This window comes from Dactylosporangium sp. NBC_01737, from assembly GCF_035963215.1.
Lineage (GTDB): Bacteria > Actinomycetota > Actinomycetes > Mycobacteriales > Micromonosporaceae > Dactylosporangium.
Genome location: NZ_CP109153.1, coordinates 440,504 through 457,329, shown reverse-complemented (window position 1 = coordinate 457,329; position 16,826 = coordinate 440,504). Strand labels below are relative to the sequence as shown.

At 72.1% G+C, this 16,826-nt stretch carries 10 protein-coding genes; 6 read left to right on the top strand and 4 right to left on the bottom strand.

Features of this window, described 5'->3' with window-relative positions; genetic code table 11:
• The first annotated feature begins 1 nt into the window (after position 1).
• Both OHA72_RS02085 and OHA72_RS02080 read left to right on the top strand, forming a co-directional pair.
• Positions 2-1,471: a sensor histidine kinase gene (locus tag OHA72_RS02085; RefSeq protein WP_327006177.1), complete on the top strand. Its 1,470-nt coding sequence runs from the start codon at positions 2-4 to the stop codon at positions 1,469-1,471.
• A complete protein-coding gene (locus OHA72_RS02080; RefSeq protein WP_327006176.1) occupies positions 1,468-3,342 on the top strand; it encodes a S1C family serine protease in 1,875 nt (624 codons plus the stop codon). The genes OHA72_RS02085 and OHA72_RS02080 overlap by 4 nt, the downstream gene beginning before the upstream one ends.
• 200 nt (positions 3,343-3,542) lie before the next feature.
• Here the strand turns inward: OHA72_RS02080 and glpK are convergent, their stop codons facing one another.
• On the bottom strand, positions 3,543-5,024 hold the full coding sequence (glpK, locus tag OHA72_RS02075) for a glycerol kinase GlpK (RefSeq protein WP_327006175.1): 1,482 nt from the start codon (positions 5,022-5,024) through the stop codon (positions 3,543-3,545).
• A gap of 98 nt (positions 5,025-5,122) precedes the next feature.
• Here glpK and OHA72_RS02070 point away from each other — a divergent pair, with 98 nt between their 5' ends.
• The 4 genes from OHA72_RS02070 (at position 5,123) to OHA72_RS02055 (ending at position 11,868) form a co-directional block, all read left to right on the top strand.
• The gene (locus OHA72_RS02070; protein WP_327006174.1) at positions 5,123-8,497 is read left to right on the top strand and encodes a cyclic nucleotide-binding protein; all 3,375 of its coding nucleotides are present in this window, start codon (positions 5,123-5,125) and stop codon (positions 8,495-8,497) included.
• A 248-nt stretch (positions 8,498-8,745) separates the two neighbouring features.
• Positions 8,746-10,047: an Os1348 family NHLP clan protein gene (locus OHA72_RS02065; RefSeq protein ID WP_327006173.1), complete on the top strand. Its 1,302-nt coding sequence runs from the start codon at positions 8,746-8,748 to the stop codon at positions 10,045-10,047.
• Positions 10,048-10,113: 66 nt separating this feature from the next.
• Entirely contained in the window at positions 10,114-11,403 is a 1,290-nt protein-coding gene (locus tag OHA72_RS02060) for a CehA/McbA family metallohydrolase (protein ID WP_327006172.1), read from the top strand.
• A gap of 84 nt (positions 11,404-11,487) precedes the next feature.
• On the top strand, positions 11,488-11,868 hold the full coding sequence (locus OHA72_RS02055) for a hypothetical protein (protein WP_327006171.1): 381 nt from the start codon (positions 11,488-11,490) through the stop codon (positions 11,866-11,868).
• Here the strand turns inward: OHA72_RS02055 and OHA72_RS02050 are convergent, their stop codons facing one another.
• The 3 genes from OHA72_RS02050 to OHA72_RS02040 all read right to left on the bottom strand — a co-directional run bounded on the left by OHA72_RS02050 (position 11,869) and on the right by OHA72_RS02040 (position 16,771).
• Positions 11,869-13,980, bottom strand: a complete 2,112-nt coding sequence (locus OHA72_RS02050) for a putative bifunctional diguanylate cyclase/phosphodiesterase (protein WP_327006170.1) — start codon at positions 13,978-13,980, stop codon at positions 11,869-11,871.
• A 13-nt stretch (positions 13,981-13,993) separates the two neighbouring features.
• The gene (locus OHA72_RS02045) at positions 13,994-14,788 is read right to left on the bottom strand and encodes an SAM-dependent methyltransferase (protein ID WP_327006169.1); all 795 of its coding nucleotides are present in this window, start codon (positions 14,786-14,788) and stop codon (positions 13,994-13,996) included.
• A 135-nt stretch (positions 14,789-14,923) separates the two neighbouring features.
• A complete protein-coding gene (locus OHA72_RS02040; protein ID WP_327006168.1) occupies positions 14,924-16,771 on the bottom strand; it encodes a bifunctional metallophosphatase/5'-nucleotidase in 1,848 nt (615 codons plus the stop codon).
• Positions 16,772-16,826 lie beyond the last annotated feature (55 nt).

Sequence of the window (16,826 nt, the reverse complement as noted above, 5' to 3'; positions counted from 1 at the left end):
AATGGTGCGGTTCATCGCCGACGTGCCGCTGCGCGTCAAGCTGATCGCGGCCGTCCTCACCCTCGTCACCATGGCGCTGCTGGTGATCGGGGTCGCCAGCGCCCTGGTCATGAAGAGCAGCATGTTCGACAAGGTCGACCAGCAGCTGCGGGCCATGGCCGAGACCGTCGACCTCACCCGGCTGGCCACCACCAGCAGCACCGACTCGATCCTGCAGAGCAACTACTACATCGCCTGGGTCACGCTGCTGAACTCCGGCGCCTACCAGACCGGCGTCGTCGGCACCCGGCAGGAGTCCGACGCACCTCCCATCCCGGACACCGTCGAGGAGCTCTCGTCGCGGCTGACCGTGCCGTACACGGCGACGACCGCGAAGACCCACGAGCGCTGGCGGATCCTCATCATCAAGCGTGACCGGACGCTGCTGCTCGTCGCGGAGAGCCTGTCGATGGTCGACAGCGCCGTCGACGAGCTCGTCGCCGCGGAGCTGTTCGTCGGCGCCGGCGTCCTGGTCGTCCTCGCCGCCGTCGGCGTCGCCATCGTCCGGGCCAGCCTGCAACCGCTGCGCGAGATCGAGCGCACCGCCGCCGCCATCGCCGCCGGCGACCTCAGTAAACGTGTCCCGGAGAGCCCACCCGAAACGGAGATGGGCCACCTCGCCGCCGCGCTGAATGCGATGCTCGCCCAGATCGAGGGCGCCTTCAGGCTGCGCGAGGCGTCCGAGGACCGCATGCGGCAGTTCATCGCCGACGCCTCCCACGAGCTGCGCACCCCGCTGACCACGATCCGGGGGTTCGCCGAGCTGTACCGGCAGGGCGCCGCCCGCCAGCCCGGGGAGACCGAGGCGCTGCTGCGGCGCATCGAGGACGAGGCCGCCCGCATGGGCCTGCTCGTCGAGGACCTCCTCATGCTCGCCCGCCTCGACCAGGAGCGCCCCCTGGCACTCGCCGACATGGACCTGCGCGTCATCGCCAGCGACGCGGTCGCCGCCGCCCGCGCCGTCGCACCCGACCGCACGGTCGAGCTGGAGATCGAGCGCGACGAGCCGATCGAGGTCAACGGCGACGAGTCCCGCCTGCGCCAGGTCGTCGGCAACCTCATGACCAACGCGCTGACCCACACACCCGCCGGCACCCCCGTCTCGCTGCGCCTGCGCCGCGACGGCAGCGACGCCCTCATCGAGGTCGCCGACCATGGCCCCGGCCTCACCGACGAGCAGGCCGCCCGCGTCTTCGAACGCTTCTACCGCGTCGACAAGGCCCGCACCCGCCGCCAGGCGGGCGGCTCGCACAGCGGCAGCGGCCTGGGCCTGGCGATCGTCGCCGCCCTGGTCGCAGTGCACAGCGGCACCGTCTCCGTCTTCGTCACACCCGGCGGCGGCGCCACCTTCCAGGTCCGCCTCCCTCTCACAGGCGGTTCCCAGGCGGCGGCCAGTGGTTTGCAAGGTGCCGTCGCCAAGCTCAAGTCATGAGCGAACAGCAGGGATGGGCGCCGAACCCAGCCGACCAGCAGGGTCGGGCGTCGGGCCCGGCCGCACAGCCGACCACCACGCCGGCTGACACCACGACGACCGGCACCACACCGGCCGCCACCACACCGGCCGCCACCACACCGGCCGCCACCACACCGGCCGCCACCACACCGGCCGACGCCGCGACGCCGACCACCACGCCGGTCACGCCGCCGGGCACCACGCCCGTCACGCCCACCGGCTCCCCGGCCGCCGCGCCGGTCCAGCCCCTGAGCGCCGCCCCGATCACGCCGCTGGACTCCACGCCGGCCGCGCCGCTGGGTTCCGCGCCGGCCGCGCCGCTGAGCGCCTCGCCACTGGACTCCACCCCGGCCGCGCCGCTGGGTTCCGCGCCGGCCGCGCCGCTGAGCGCCTCGCCACTGGACTCCACCCCGGCCGCGCCGCTGGGTTCCGCGCCGGCCGCGCCGCTGAGCGCCTCGCCACTGGACTCCACCCCGGCCGCGCCGCTGGGCTCCGCGCCGGCCGCCACGACGCCGGGCGGCCTTGCCGCCGCCTCGTCGGCCGATCTCTCACCTGCCACACCGGCCGCCGCCGCGACCCCCGCCTACCCGGCGCTGCACGCCTGGCCGACGAACTCGGCCGCCCCCGTCACCGGCGCCGGCGATCTGCAGACCGAGCCCGCCAGGACCTGGCCCGCCGCGCAGTCCTCCATGCCCGCAGCTCCCGTTCAGACCTGGCCCGCGTCGCAGCACGCAGCTCCGCAGGCCGGAAACCCCCACACCGCGCAGGGCAACCCCTTCACCGGGCAGGGCGGCGTTCACGGCACAGGCCTTCCCGCGGGGCACGGCAATCACCTCCCCGGACAGGGCGGTTTCCACGCCGCGCCCGGTGGCGGCCCGTACGCCGCGCAGGCCGCCCACGGGCAGCCCGGCACCGGGCAGGACCCGCGGGCCTGGGCGGCCGCCTCGGGTGCGGGGCATGACCAGCCGCACCTGCCGACGGCGCAGCTGCCGCCGCACGTGCCGCACATGCAACGGCCGCCGCACTGGGCGCAGCAGCCCCAGCCGGGGTCGGTGTTCGTGGCGCCGGCGGTGCGGCGGCGCAGCCGGGTCGGGCTGGCCGTGGCGGGGATCGTCGCGGCGGTCGGGTTGTCGGCGGTGTCGGCGTTCGGTGGTGGGCTGGCGGCACTCGAGCTGCGGCCCGAGAAGTCCAACGCGGTGGTGAGCGCGACGGACTCGTCCGGCTCCAGCGCGGGTGCGACGACGACGCTGTCCGACGTGGCGGCGCAGGTGCTGCCCAGCGTGGTGTCGATCAGCACCGGCAACGCCGTCGGGTCCGGCGTCGTCATCACCGCCGACGGGGCGATCCTCACCAACAACCACGTGGTCGCCACGGCGCGCGGGACGACGGTGCAGGTCACGTTCTCCAACGGGCAGACCGCCCAGGCGAAGATCGTCGGCACCGAGCCCACCAGCGACCTCGCCGTGATCAAGATCGTGGGCGGCGACACGTACACGCCGCTCGCGTTCGGTGACAGCTCCACGGTGAAGGTCGGCGACACGGTGCTCGCCGTGGGCAGCCCGCTCGGCCTCGACGGATCGGTCACCGCCGGCATCGTCAGCGCGGTCAACCGCACGATCGACGAGGGCGACGACGGCCAGTCCTCCGCCGCGAAGATCACCGGCGCGATCCAGACCGACGCCGCGATCAACCCCGGCAACTCCGGCGGCGCCCTGGTCAACACCGCGGGCCAGTTGGTCGGCATCAACACCGCCATCGCCACCTCGGGCGAGACCGCCGGCAACATCGGCGTCGGGTTCGCCATCAGCAGCAACACCGCCAAGACGGTCGCCCAGCGCCTGCTGAGCTGACCCGGAGACTGGTTTCCCTCCAGAAAAGAGATCCGGTGGTGCGCCTGGCGGGGCGCCCACCGGATCTCTGTCTCCATCTCCGCCGCGCCCAACCCGAAGCGGAACGGTATTCCGACGGAACACCGTTCCGCTTCACGAAAAACAGCGAAACGAGAACCGGTGCGGTTGGGCCCGGGCGGGGATGCCGCCCGGGCGTGGGGTCATGCCCAGCCGAAGGAGCGTTCGACGGCCTTGAGCCAGGAGGCGTGGCCGCGGTCGCGGGCGTCGGTGGACATGGCGGGTGACCACTGCTGGTCCGCGCGCCACTTCTCGCGCAGGGTCTCGGTGTCGGGCCAGAAGCCGACAGCGAGCCCGGCCGCGTACGCCGCACCCAGCGCCGTCGTCTCCGACACCGTCGGGCGGACCACGGGCACGTCCAGTACGTCGGCCTGGAACTGCATGAGCAGATCGCTGGCTGTCATCCCGCCGTCGACCTTGAGGGTTTCCAGCGGGACGGCGGACTCGGCCATCATCGCGTCGACGACGTCCTTGACCTGCCAGGCGGTGGCTTCCAGGGCGGCGCGGGCGACGTGACCCTTGGTGACGTAACCGGTGAGGCCGGTGATGACGCCGCGGGCGTCGGGGCGCCAGTGCGGGGCGAACAGGCCCGAGAACGCCGGCACGATGTAGCAGCCGCCGTTGTCGGTGACGGTGGCGGCCAGGTCGTTGATCTCCGGTGCCGAGTGGATCAGGCCCAGGTTGTCGCGCAGCCACTGCACGAGCGAGCCGGTGATCGCGATGGAGCCCTCCAGGGCGTACACCGGGGGAGCGTCGCCGATGCGGTAACCGACCGTGGTCAGCAGGCCACGGGTGCTCGGCACCGGCTGGTGGCCGGTGTTGAGCAGCAGGAACGAGCCGGTGCCGTAGGTGCACTTCGCCTCGCCCGGGGCGAAGCACGCCTGGCCGAACAGCGCCGCCTGCTGGTCGCCGAGGGCGCTGGCCACCGGTACACCGTGCAACATGGTCGTGGCCTCGCCGTAGACGTGCGAGGAAGGGCCGATCTGCGGGAGCATGGCACGGGGGATGCCGAACGCGGAGAGCAGCTCGTCGTCCCAGTCCAGGGTGGCGAGGTTCATCAGCATCGTGCGGCTGGCGTTGGTGACGTCGGTGACGTGCCGGCCGGTGAGCTTCTCGATGAGCCAGGTGTCGACGGTGCCGAAGTGGATCTCGCCGGCCTCGGCGCGGGCGCGCAGGCCCGGCACGTTGTCCAGCAGCCAGACCACCTTCGGGCCGGCGAAGTACGTGGCGAGGGGCAGCCCGCACCGCTCGCGGAACCGGTCGGGGCCGGCGTCGCCGGCGAGGGAGCGGATGAGGGCGTCGGTGCGGGTGTCCTGCCAGACGATCGCCGGGTGCACCGGCTCGCCGGTCTCGGCGTCCCACAGGATCGTGGTCTCGCGCTGGTTGGTGATGCCGATGGCGGCGACATCGGCGCGGGAGAGACCCGCCTGGTCCAGAGCACGGGTCGACACGGCCTGGACCTGGTGCCAGATCTCGACGGGATCGTGTTCGACCCAGCCCGGTCTGGGGAAACTTTGATGGTGTTCGCGCTGGTCAAGCGCCACGATGGCGCCGTCGGCGTCGAACACGATCGCACGGGAGGAGGTCGTGCCCTGGTCGATGGCGAGGATGTACACGCCTGCCATCTTCGCTGAAGAGTTGTCACGTTCGGGACGGAACCTTCCCGAGGTGGCGGTTGCGGCTTACGCTGCCTGCCGGAACAGTGGCCCTATCAGGAGCGATCGTGGCCGTCATCGAGACGCGCATCAGTGTCTGGGAGGCCCTCGCCGGGCGCGCCCCTGGGGTCCCTTGGGGCCCTGCTGACTCAGGTCTGTGGCAGGCGGTCACGGACCGGCTCAATCCTGCCCGTGCCCGGCCTGTGCTGCGTGCCGAGGTCGAGGCCGTCACCCTGACGTCCGCGCGGGGCGTCGACTACGTGATGGTGCGCTCGCCCGACCGTGGCGAGGCCTGCTATCTGCGGCTCACGCCGGACGAGTGGAGCCTGGCGCAGCTGATGGACGGCACGCGCACCGTCGCGCGGCTGGTCGCCGACTTCGCCCGGATCAGCGGGCGGCTCGCGCCGGACCAGGTCACCCGGATCGTCGCCGACCTCGCCGGCAACCGCATGCTCGACGAGCTGCCGGTCGACGCGTTCCACCGGCTGCAGCGGGTCCACCGCCGGCCGTGGCCGATCAGGCTCGGCAAGGCGCTGCTGGCGACCGCGCAGGGCCGCCGGGTGGTCATCGCCCGCGTCGACCCGGTCGTCACGTTCCTGTACAAGGCCGGCGGCCGGCTGTTCTTCACCCGGATCGTCGCCGTGCTCGCGGGCCTGGTCGCCCTGGCCGGGCTCGGCGTGTTCGTCTTCAACTGGTTCCGCGCCGACCAGTCGGTGTTCCTGACCCAGGACTCCTACTTCACCGGTGCCCTGGTGCTGCTCGGGCTCAACGTGGTCGCGCTCGCCTGCCATGAGCTCGGCCACGCGCTGGGGGCCAAACACGCTGGCAGGAAGGTCCCGGTCGCCGGTTTTCTGGTGTACTTCGGGATCCCCTCCGTGTTCGTCGACACCACCGACGTGTGGATGGCCGGCCGGCGCGCCCGGATCGTCACCACCGTCGCCGGACCGGCGACCGGCCTGGTGCTCGCCGGTACCTGCCAGCTCGTCGGGCTGTTCTACCCGGAGCTGGAGCCGTGGACGTTCAAGCTGGCGTTCGCGTGGTATCTCAACGCGTTGTTCAACCTGAACCCGTTCATGGCGCTGGACGGCTACTACCTGCTCATGGACTGGCTCGAGGTGCCCAACCTGCGGGCCCGCGGTCTGGCCTGGGTCATCGCCCGGCTGCGCCGGCGCCCGCCCCGCTTCGGCGAGCTGGACCGGGAGGGTCGCCTCGTCGCCCTGTACGGGATGCTCGCCGTCGTCTGGCTCGCCATCGCCGTGAACCTGATCTACCGGATCTACACCGACCGGGTCGCGGGCGTCGTCACCGGCCTGTGGAACGCCGGCTGGCTGGCCCGGGCGCTGCTCGCGGTCATCGTGGCCGGGCTGCTCGCCCCGCTGGTCTACCTGCTGTTCTCATGGCTGCGCCGGCGCGGCCGCCGGGTCCGCGACCGGCTCGGGGAGCGCAAGCTGTCGCGCGACGAGCCGCGCCGCCTCGCCGCCCTGCGCGGCTCCAGCCTCGCCGACCTGCCGCCGGCCGCGCTCGCGAAGCTCGCCGAGCAGGCGCGATGGGTACACCCGCGGACCGGTGAGCAACTCGTCTTCGCAGGCGCCGCCCAGCAGTCGGTCTACGTCGTGGTCGACGGTGCCCTGGAGGCGCGCCGCCCCGGCGACCCGACCGGCACCGTGCGGGAACGCGTCGGCAAGGGCGGTGTCGTCGGCCTCGCCAACGCGCTCACCGGCGCGCCCGCCGCGCTCGGCTGGCTGACCGCCGGCACGACCCTGCTCGCGATCCCGCCGTCGACGGTCGCCGCCGCCGTCGGCCCGCTGCCCGGCCCGCCGCCGGTGGAGTGGGCCGAACTGGAGGCGCTGCTGGCGGAGGCGCCGGCCCTGGCCGGGCTCGGCCCGGAGGACCGGCTCGGGCTCATGACCCGCGCCCAGCCGGCGCAGCTGGTGCCGGGGCAGCCGGTGCACCTGGGCAGCGGCACCGACGCGATCGTGGTCGCCTCCGGCTCGCTCATGCTGCCCGAGGGCGTCCAGCTCGGCCGCGGCTCGATGATCGGCCCGTACGGCGACGGCCCGCCCGGCCAGGTCGCCACCGCACGCTCCGCCGCCAGGGTCTGGGTGCTGCCCGCGATCGCCGGGCTGCCCCTGCTCATCGGCGGTCCCGCGCTGTACGGCCCGATCGCCGGTGGCCGCGCGCCGTCCTCGGGTGCCCACCCGCCGTCGGCGTACCCGCCCCTCGCGGCGCCGCCCGGGGTGTACGACAAGACCGACGAGTCCATCGACAAGCGCTTCGAGCGCAAACTGTGGTGGCTGCTGGTGCTGCTGCTGCTGTTCGCGCTGTTCCTGACCGGCAGCAACCTCTTCTCCGCGCCAGTGTGGGCGGAGATGCCGACCGACCGGGCCCTGATCACCGTCACACGGGGCCAGGCGACGATCAGGATCAACGGCGAGGACCGCACGCTGCGCCGCGACGGCAAGATGTACGTCGAGCAGGGCGACTCGGTCACCATCGCGGACCGCTCCACGGCCACGATGACGTTCCGCGGCGGCAGCGCCACGGTCCTGTGCGCCGGCGCCCGCCTCGACGTCGGCGAGCTCATCAGCTCGATCGACCGCCGCCCGATCCAGCCCACCGGCGCGTACACGCTGCGCTCCGGCCGGACCCTGGTCGACACGACAAGCACCACGACCGCGTTCGAGCCGCTGCGGCTGACGGTGTCCGGCGTTGGCGAACCGATCCGCAACGACGGCCGGGCCAGGTTCGCCCTGTCCGCGGGCGACTCGTCGCCGGCGGTCGCCTCGGGTGTCGTCACCCAGGGCGGCAGCACCGTCACGACCGACGCGTCGGCCGACCTGACCTGCGGTGACGGCGTCGCGCTGCCGAAGCCCGGCGGCACGCCGACCCTGGCACCGACCCCGTCGGACACGCCGTCGGAGTCCCCGTCGCCGTCCCCGTCGGTCTCGGACAGCGCGTCAGCGTCCCCGTCGCCCGGCACGACCCCGACGAAGACCAAGACCCCGACGCCCACACGGACGACCGCCGGGCCTCCACCCACGACGACCGCCGGGCCCCCGCCCGACACGACCCCGCCGACGTTGACGGACGCTGGCATCGGCGCGGGACGCTTCGCTCAGACCGCACCAGCTGACTACACGTCCTGTGGCTCGCCGGCCTCGACGACGGTCACAGTCACGACGTCTGACCCGTCCGGTATCAAGTCGGTGAGTTTTACCTACCATGTGGCGACCAAGATTCCGTTTGATGGAACCGTGACCATGACTGGTCGGGGTGGCGTCTACCGCGGCACGTTGGGCCCGTTCACCTGGAACTCGAGCAACGTGAACGGTGGCACCATCACGGTCAGAATCACCGCGGTTGACGGCGCGGGCAACAAATCCACATCCGGTGCCCTGACAACAGTGCTGTTGGGGTGCCAACCGCAGCAGATTCCCCGCTAGGAGAGACAGTGCTTTGTTGGTTCTGCGCCAAAGCGGCGCGGGGGTCGTGCCGGTTCTGCGCGCGTGGGCTGTGTGAGGACCACGCGAAGTTCGGCCCGTACCTGCTGGAAGTGCACCGTTCGCAGAGCCGCGGCCGAGCCGAGGGCCTGGTCGTGGAGGACGCGGTGCAGTGCGGCACCTGCCGGCCGCGCCCGCAACCCGTACCGATGCCCGAGCTCGACTGACCGTTTACCTGGGGGACTGTTCCGATGAGCGACTTCGACGACGTACTGGAGAGACTGCTGACCGACCCCGGCTTCCAGGCCCGCCTGGCCGCCGACCCGGCGGGCGCGCTCGCCGGGTACCGCCTCACCGCCGACGAGCTGGAGCTGCTCCAGGCGCAGGTCGGCGGGGTGGACGCCGGGCAGTCCCGGGTCGAGCAGCGCACGAGCAAGGCCAGCATGTTCGGCCTGTTCTCCTCGATCGGATCGGGCATCGGCGACGTCGTCCACGGCCACGGCGGAGCCCAGGACCTCGGTGGCGGTACGCAGGGCTCCGGCGCGGGGCAGAGCGCGGCGCGGGGGCTGGGCGCGCTGGAGCAGTCCGGTGGGCGGCACGCCGCCGAGCCGGGTGCACAACCGGGTGGCATCGCCGCGCACCTGCACGGCGCCGTCGAGCACGGGGCGCACGCCTCGGCCGGTGGGGTCGAGGCGCACGCAGGCCCCGGCGGTGCGTACGCGTCGGCAGGGTCCGTCGAGGCCCAGGCCGGTGGGTACGGCAGTGCGGGGCTGGCCGAGGCGCCGGAGCCGCAGGACAGCGGCTACGGCAGCGCCGGGATCTCCGAGGCGCCGGACGGGCCGCGCATCTACGCGTCGGCCGGGTACGGCGGCGACCCGCAGGGCGGCTCCGGCAGCGCGGGGATCGCCGAGGCACCCGACGCGCAGGGCGCCGGCTACGGCAGCGCCGGAATCGCCGAGGCGGACCCGTACGCCGGCCAGGGTCACGCCGGCCAGGGTCACGTCACGGAGGTCCACTCCAGCAGCCAGGGCACCGTGTACCGCTCCAGCACCGCCGGGTTCGGCCAGGCCGAGGGCACCGCCGGGTTCGGCCAGGCCGACGGCACCGCCGAGGGCACGGCAGGGTTCGGGCAGGCCGACGGCGGCGCGGGCAGCGGCCGGCACGGCATCGGTGGCGCCTTGGACGGCATCGAGGCGTCCCAGGAGGGCTCGCCGGGCGGATACGAGGGCGGCCACCGCGGCGGTATCGGCGGCGCGCTGCGCGACGGGCTGCCCAACGGTGCCGGGCAGGCGCCGACCGACGGCTACCACACCAGGGTCGACTGGGACGGCGACGGGACGTGGGACCAGCACACGTACGTGAACCGGGCCGACGGCGGCGTCGACATCGTCGTGGACGTCGACGGTGACGGCCGGGCCGAGTTCGTCGGGCACGACACGGACCGTGACGGGCTTATCAACTCCTCCGAGATCGACACCAACCACGACGGCGTGATGGACCAGCGGTACGAGGACCTCAACGGCGACGGCTGGCTGGACCGGCGCACCCGGTAGTCGGTATTCGCCTGGCGGACATCAACATGTATCGACACGTTACGCCGGGTGGCGTGTGCTGTGGGCATGACTGGAGACCACTCCCACCATGACCACGGCATCGACCGTCATGACCATGGCATCGACCGTCATGACCGCGGTATCGACCGCCGGGGCCTGCTCACCGCGGGTGCCGGCGGTCTGCTGCTCCTCGCCGCGCCCGGCACCGCCTACGCCGGGACGAGCCGGACCGCCCGTGCGGAGACCGGCACCGCCGCGACCGTCGGCGCCGGCCCCGCCGCGCTGACCGGCGCCGCCCGCGCGTCCGCGATCACCGCCGGCACCGCGCTGGTCCATGCCGACCTGCACAACCACACCGTCATGTCCGACGGCGACGGCGACCCGAACCTGGCGCTCGCCTCGATGCGCTCGGCCGGGCTGGACGTCGCCGCCCTCACCGACCACACGACCCTGTTCTCGATCAGCGGCCTGTCGAGGTCGGAGTGGGACCGCACCGGCGCCCTCGCCAACGCGGCCGACGACCCGGGCAACTACACGGCGATCCGCGGGTTCGAGTGGTCGCACCCGCTGCTCGGCCACGTCAACGTCTGGTTCACCAACGGCTTCACCGATCTCGGCGGCTCCAGCAACATGGGCGGCCTGTACAACTGGATCGTCGGCAACGGCGGGGTGGCCAGCTTCAACCATCCGGGCCGCGAGATCGCCCGCTTCGGCAACTTCTCCTACTCCGCCGCCGCCAGGGACGCGATGGTCAGCCTGGAGATGTTCAACCGCGGCGACGACTACCTCTTCGACGGCTGGTCCGAGGGTCGCACGTCCGCGCTCAACGCGTGCCTCAACGCGGGCTGGCGGACCGGCATCAGTGGCGTCTCCGACGAGCACGGCACCGACTGGGGCTTCCCCGAGGGCAAGGGCCGCACCGGGCTGTGGGTGACGCAGAACACACGCGCCGGGGTCCTGGAGGCGATGCGGGCCCGGCGGTTCTTCGCCACCCGGGTCTCCGGCCTGCGCGTCGACGCCACCGCCAACGACGTGCGGATGGGCGGGGTGCTGCCGCTCGCGCGGGGTGACGTGCGCTTCGCCCTGGACCTGGACCGCGGCCCGGACTGGAACGGCAAGCCGATCCGCGTGCAGGTCCTGCGGCCGGGCGTCGCGGCGCCGGTGGTCGCCGACGTGATCGACACCGTCGCCAACCAGGTCGTGCGCTTCACGGTGCCACTGGACGTGGCGATGGGCAACTGGGTCGTCCTGCGGGTCTCCGACCCCACCCTGCCCAACCCCAGCCCCGGCCCCAACGGTCACCCCTGCAACGACTTCGGCCTCGCGTACTCCAGCCCCTGGTGGCTGCAGCCCTGAAAGCGGTCGTGGCACGTTTCGGGGATCAGCCGGGCGGTGCGGCAACCTACCGTTGCCTGGTAGCCAATCAACCGGGAGCGGGCCATGAGCGACTTTGACATCGACTGGGAGATGGAGGACGGCCTCCACGTCGACCAAGACGGTGGCGCTGACCTGCTCTCCGACCAGCAGTTCGCAGAGCACCACGACGCGTTCGACGCCGGCGGCCAGGAGGGCGAGCACGCCACCCTGGACGGCGACATCAGCGGCGTCGACGGCGACTACCACGACGAGCAGCCGAGCTTCGGCGACGTGAGCGACGAGTCGCAGTACGTCGACGAGACCGACCTGCCGGAGTTCCAGTTCGATCCGGGTTTCACCGACGGGTCCTACGACCTGATCGGCGCCGACCGGCACGAGGCGGACCTCTGGTCGCAGCTGATGGTCGACATGAACGAGGACGTCAACCCGTACGCGGCGAACTGATCAGAGCTTGATCGCCGACGGCGGGCCGGAGCTTGCGTAGTACCAACCCTGCGCGGTGTCACAACCGAGGGCCAGCAGCCGGTCGGCCTGCTCCGCCGTCTCGACGCCCTCGGCTGTGACGCTCAGGTTCAGCGCGTGTGCGAGCCCGATGACGGCCGCGATGATCTTCTGGTCGACCGGGTCGGCGCCTTCCGGCGGGCGCAGCCCGGCGACGAACGAGCCGGCCAGCTTCAGGCTGTGCACGGGCAGGTGCCGCAGGTAGGCGAAGTTGCTGTACCCGGTGCCGAAGTCGTCGATCGCGATCCGCGGCCCGAGCGCGGCCAGGGCGTTGAGCGCTTCCGTCGGCTCGCCGCCGCTGCCCATGACGGCGCTCTCGGTCAGCTCCAGCTGCAGCCGGTCCGGCGCCAGGCCGGTCTGCTCCAGGATCGCCTTCACGTCCCGCACGATGGTGCGGTCACGCATCTGCCGGACCGCCAGGTTGACGCTCATCAGCGGCGCCTTCGCGCCGTGCTCGCGGTGCCACAGCGCGGCCTGCTTGCACGCCTCGTGCAGCACCCACCGGCCGAGCGGCACGATCAGGCCGGTCTCCTCGGCCATGCCGATGAACGCGTCCGGCCCGAGCACCCCGAAGCGCGGGTGGCGCCACCGGACCAGGGCCTCGACGCCGATCGTGACCGCGTCGCTGAGCCGGACCAGGGGCTGGTACTCGACGAAGAACTCGCGCCGTTCCAGGGCGGCGGGCATGCTGGCCGACAGCTCGTAGCGGGTCACCTCGCGGGCGTGCCGCTCGGCGTCGAAGAGCGCGAGCCGGTTGCGCCCGTCGGCCTTCGCCCAGTAGAGGGTGGTGTCGGCGGCCTTCATCAGCTCGCCGGTGCTGGTGCCGCGCAGCGGCTGCTCGACCACGCCGATGCTGGCCGAGATGCTGATCTCGTGCCCGCCGACGTGGACCGGCGCCCGGACCGTGTCCAGGGCCCGCTCGGCGACCGCGACCACGTCGTCGGTGCCGTCGGAGCGCTCGATGAGCACCACGAACTCGTCGCCGCCCATCCGGGCGACCAGCTGGCCGTCGCCGGAGATCGAGCGGGCGAGGCGCCGGGCGACGGTCTGCAGCAGCTGGTCGCCGACGTCGTGGCCGAGGGTGTCGTTGATGACCTTGAACCCGTCGACGTCGAGGTAGCAGACGCCGACGCGGGAGTCGGGCTCGTCCTCGGCGCCGGCGAGCAGCTCCGCGAGGCGGTCGAAGAACATGGTCCGGTTCGGCAGCTGCGTCAGCGGGTCGTGCAGGGCCTGGTGGCGCAGGCGCAGCTGGAGCAGATACCGCTCGGTGATGTCCTCGAACATCGCGACCAGCCACTTCGGCTCGCCGTCCTCGTCGCGGATGATCGAGGCGACCAGGTCGGTCCAGACCTGGTGGCCGTCCTTGTGCGTGTACGGCTTCTCGATGCGGAACTGGTCGCGCCCGCCGACGAGCAGCTCATCGAACATGCCGGCGGCGACCGGCGGGTCCTGCGGGTGCACGAAGTCGTCGAACGTCATCAGCCGCAGCTCGTCGGAGCTGTAGCCGAGCATGTCGCACAGCGCCTGGTTGACCTCGATGACCTGGCCGTCGACGGTGCTGACACTCATCCCGATGGCGGCGCCGGCGAAGATGGCCCGGAACCGGGCCTCGCTGACCCGGCGGCTCTCCTCGGCGCGGGCCCGGGCCCACAGCGCCGCGGTGCGGATCTCCTCCTGCTCGTCGAGGACCCGGTCGCGCAGCGCCTGGGCGTACCCGGCCGCGAGCGCGCCCTGGATCTCCGCGACCCGCTTGATCGGCGCCTTCGCGAACTGCTCGCTGATCACGGCGACGGTGCGCTCGAGCGTGGTCGGCTCGGTGAAGTGCGCGGCGACGAGCGTGGAGCCGACCTCGCGGACGTCGTCGGGGTCGAAGGTCTCCGCGGTGAGGGCGTGGATGAGCCGCGTCGAGAGGGCGGTGAGGAAGTCCTGGACCTCCAGGCCGTTCATCGACACGTAGCTGGTGCCGGCGATGGCCAGCGACCAGCTGCGGGCGAGCCGCTCGGCGGCTCGGTGCGGGCGGTCCCACGACGTCGGCGTGGGGCTGAGGGCGGTCATGATCAGTGCGGCACTAGTCCTTGCGGGCGACGGCGGCGAAGCCGATCGCGTCGCCGTCGGGTGCGGTCTCGGTGCCGGGGTCCGGCCGCCAGTCGAAGGTCGCGACCACGCCGGGCTCCAGGATCGTCAGGCCGTCCAGCAGCTTCGCAACCTCCTGGCTGCGACGCAGGATCAGCGGCGTGGGGGATTTGCGGTACATCTCCTGGGCCGACTGCTCGGCGGGGGTGAGCGGCCGGTCCATGCCCGCGTGGGACAGCACGACGTGGCTGCCGGGCACGCCCGCGGCCGCGTAGCCGGCGACGATGTCGGCGGGGCGCTCCTCGTCGGGGACGAAGTGCAGCACCGCGGCGAGCAGGAACGCGATCGGCTGGGTGAAGTCGAGCAGGCCCCGCACCTGCGGCGTGGCGAGCACGTCGGCGGGCGCACGCAGGTCGGCGGCGACCACGGCGGTGCCCGGCACGTCGGCGAGGATCGCGCGGCTGTGCGCCACCGCCACCGGGTCGTGGTCGACGTAGACGACCTTGCCGCCGGGCACGAGCTCGTGCACGTTGCCCACCGTCGGGATGCCGGAGCCGAGATCGATGAACTGCTGCACGCCCTGGGCGGCGAGCATGGTCACGGCCCGGCGCAGGAACGCGCGGTTGCTGCGGGTCAGCGGCGCCACGGAGGGCATGACCTTGAGGATCTGCTCGGCGAACGCCCGGTCGGCGGCGAAGTTGTGCGAGCCGCCGAGGTAGTAGTCATAGACGCGGGCCACGCTCGGCCGGTCGAGGTCCACATCCGCGGGTGCCCAGCTCGGTCGCTCCACCGATCAACACCTTTCGACCTCAGTCGTGCAGATTGCGCATGCGTTCCGCGCTTGTCCAGGCGCCTGCGAGCATACGTGTGGGCGGGCAGGAGCAAAACCCGCCGCCCGCCCACACGGTCCGTTCATGAGCAGGGATCAGGCAATCTTCGTGATCCGGGTACCCGGGCCCGGAGCGACCGGACCGGGCGTCAGGTACGCGGTGAGGGCATCGACGTCGAAGCCCGGTGCGTAGACCCGGCCGGTGCCCAGCGCCAGGTTGGTGAACCCGTCGCCGCCGTTGGCCAGGAAGTCGTTCGTGGTGACCAGGTAGGTCCCGGCCGGGTTGATCGGCGTGCCGTTGACCGCGATGTTGCTGACCTTCGAGCCGGCCGGGGCCGACGCGCTGTAGGTGTAGGTCAGGCTCGCCGACGGCTGCAGGATGCGCTGGACGGTCTGCCCGCCGAAGCCGACGAACTGCTGCTCCAGCACGTCCTTGATCTGCGCGCCGGTGAACGACTGCGTGACGACCAGGTTGTTGAACGGCTGGACCGTGAAGGCCTCGCCGTAGGTGACCTGGCCGGGCGCCTCGCCGCCGGGGGAGTTCGCGTAGATCAGCGACTGGCGGATGCCGCCCGGGTTCATGAGCGCGATCTGCGCACCGGCCGACGCCGTGTACTTGAGCTGCGCGTCGGCGATCACGTCACCGAGCGCGGACTCGCCGTTGGCCAGCGCGATGTTGGTGATGTCGGCGGTGATGCTGCCGACGATCTTGTTGGCCAGGGGTGCCACCGCCACGCGGTACTTGTCGGCGATGACCTTGATCTTCGGGTCGACGAGCGCGGGGTTGCGCACGAAGTTGCCCGCCGCGTCCTTCTGCCACGTGCCGTCGGCGTTCTTCACGCCGTTCTCGACGATGACGTTGGTCGCGGACGCGTCGACGAACTTGCGCGACTTGCGGTCCAGGGTCACCCGGATGTCGGTGACCAGGGTGCCCGCGGTGCCGGCGCTCGTCACGAGCGAGTTGGCGCCGGAGGAGTTCGGCAGCTGGCAGGTGTAGAAGCGGTGCGTGTGGCCGGACACGACGACGCCGTAGGCCGGGTTGAGGCCCTTGACGATGTCGGTGATCGGGCCGGCGAAGTTGGCGCAGCCGGACGGGTCCAGCGGCGCGGGCGGGCTGCTCTGCAGGCCACCCTCGTGGATCACGAGGACCATCGACTTGATGCCGAGCCAGCCCAGCAGCGTCGCGTACTGGTTGGCGGTCTGCACCTCGTCGCGGAAGTCGACGGTCTTGATGCCGGCCGGGTTCACGATGCCCGGCGTGGCCTCCAGCGTCATGCCGACGTAGGCGACCGGGACGCCCTCGTAGAGCTTGATCGTGAACGGCAGCAGGACCGGCAGCTTGTTGGACTTGTTGGTCACGTTGGCGGCGAGGTAGGGGAACGCCGCGCCGGCGAAGCCGTCGCCGTCCTGGCAGCCGTCGACGGGGTGGCAGCCGCCGAACTGGATGCGCTTGAGCTCGTCGACGCCCTCGTCGAACTCGTGGTTGCCGACCGACGCGATGTCGACGCCCATCTTGTTGAGGACCTCGATCGCCGGCTCGTCGTGGAACGCGGCGCTGACCAGCGGGGTGGCGCCGATGTTGTCGCCGGCCACGACCGTGTCGCTGTTGCGCACGCCGTCGGCCTTCGCCGCGTCGCGCAGCTTCGTCAGCCAGGTGCTGAGGTATTCGGCGCCGCCTGCCGGGGTGCCGTTGATGAGGCCGCCGCTGCCGAGCGGCGGGTCGATGTTGCCGTGGAAGTCGTTGAATCCGAGCAGCTGCGCGGATGTGGTCGGCCCGGTCTTCTGCGAGAACGACACGTTCGCCGGCGTGAGCGGTGTCCAGCGGTCGGACTGCTCTGGTGCGCCGGACTTGGCTAAGGGCAGTAAGGCGACAACCGCGACGGCGAGCGTCGGCACCGCGAGGTGCTGAGCGATCCGCCACGCGCGGGCGCGAGGCTGGGCCATGATCTCTCCTTTGGAAGACATGCGTCGACGGACATCCTTCCGTAGCTGTCGATCC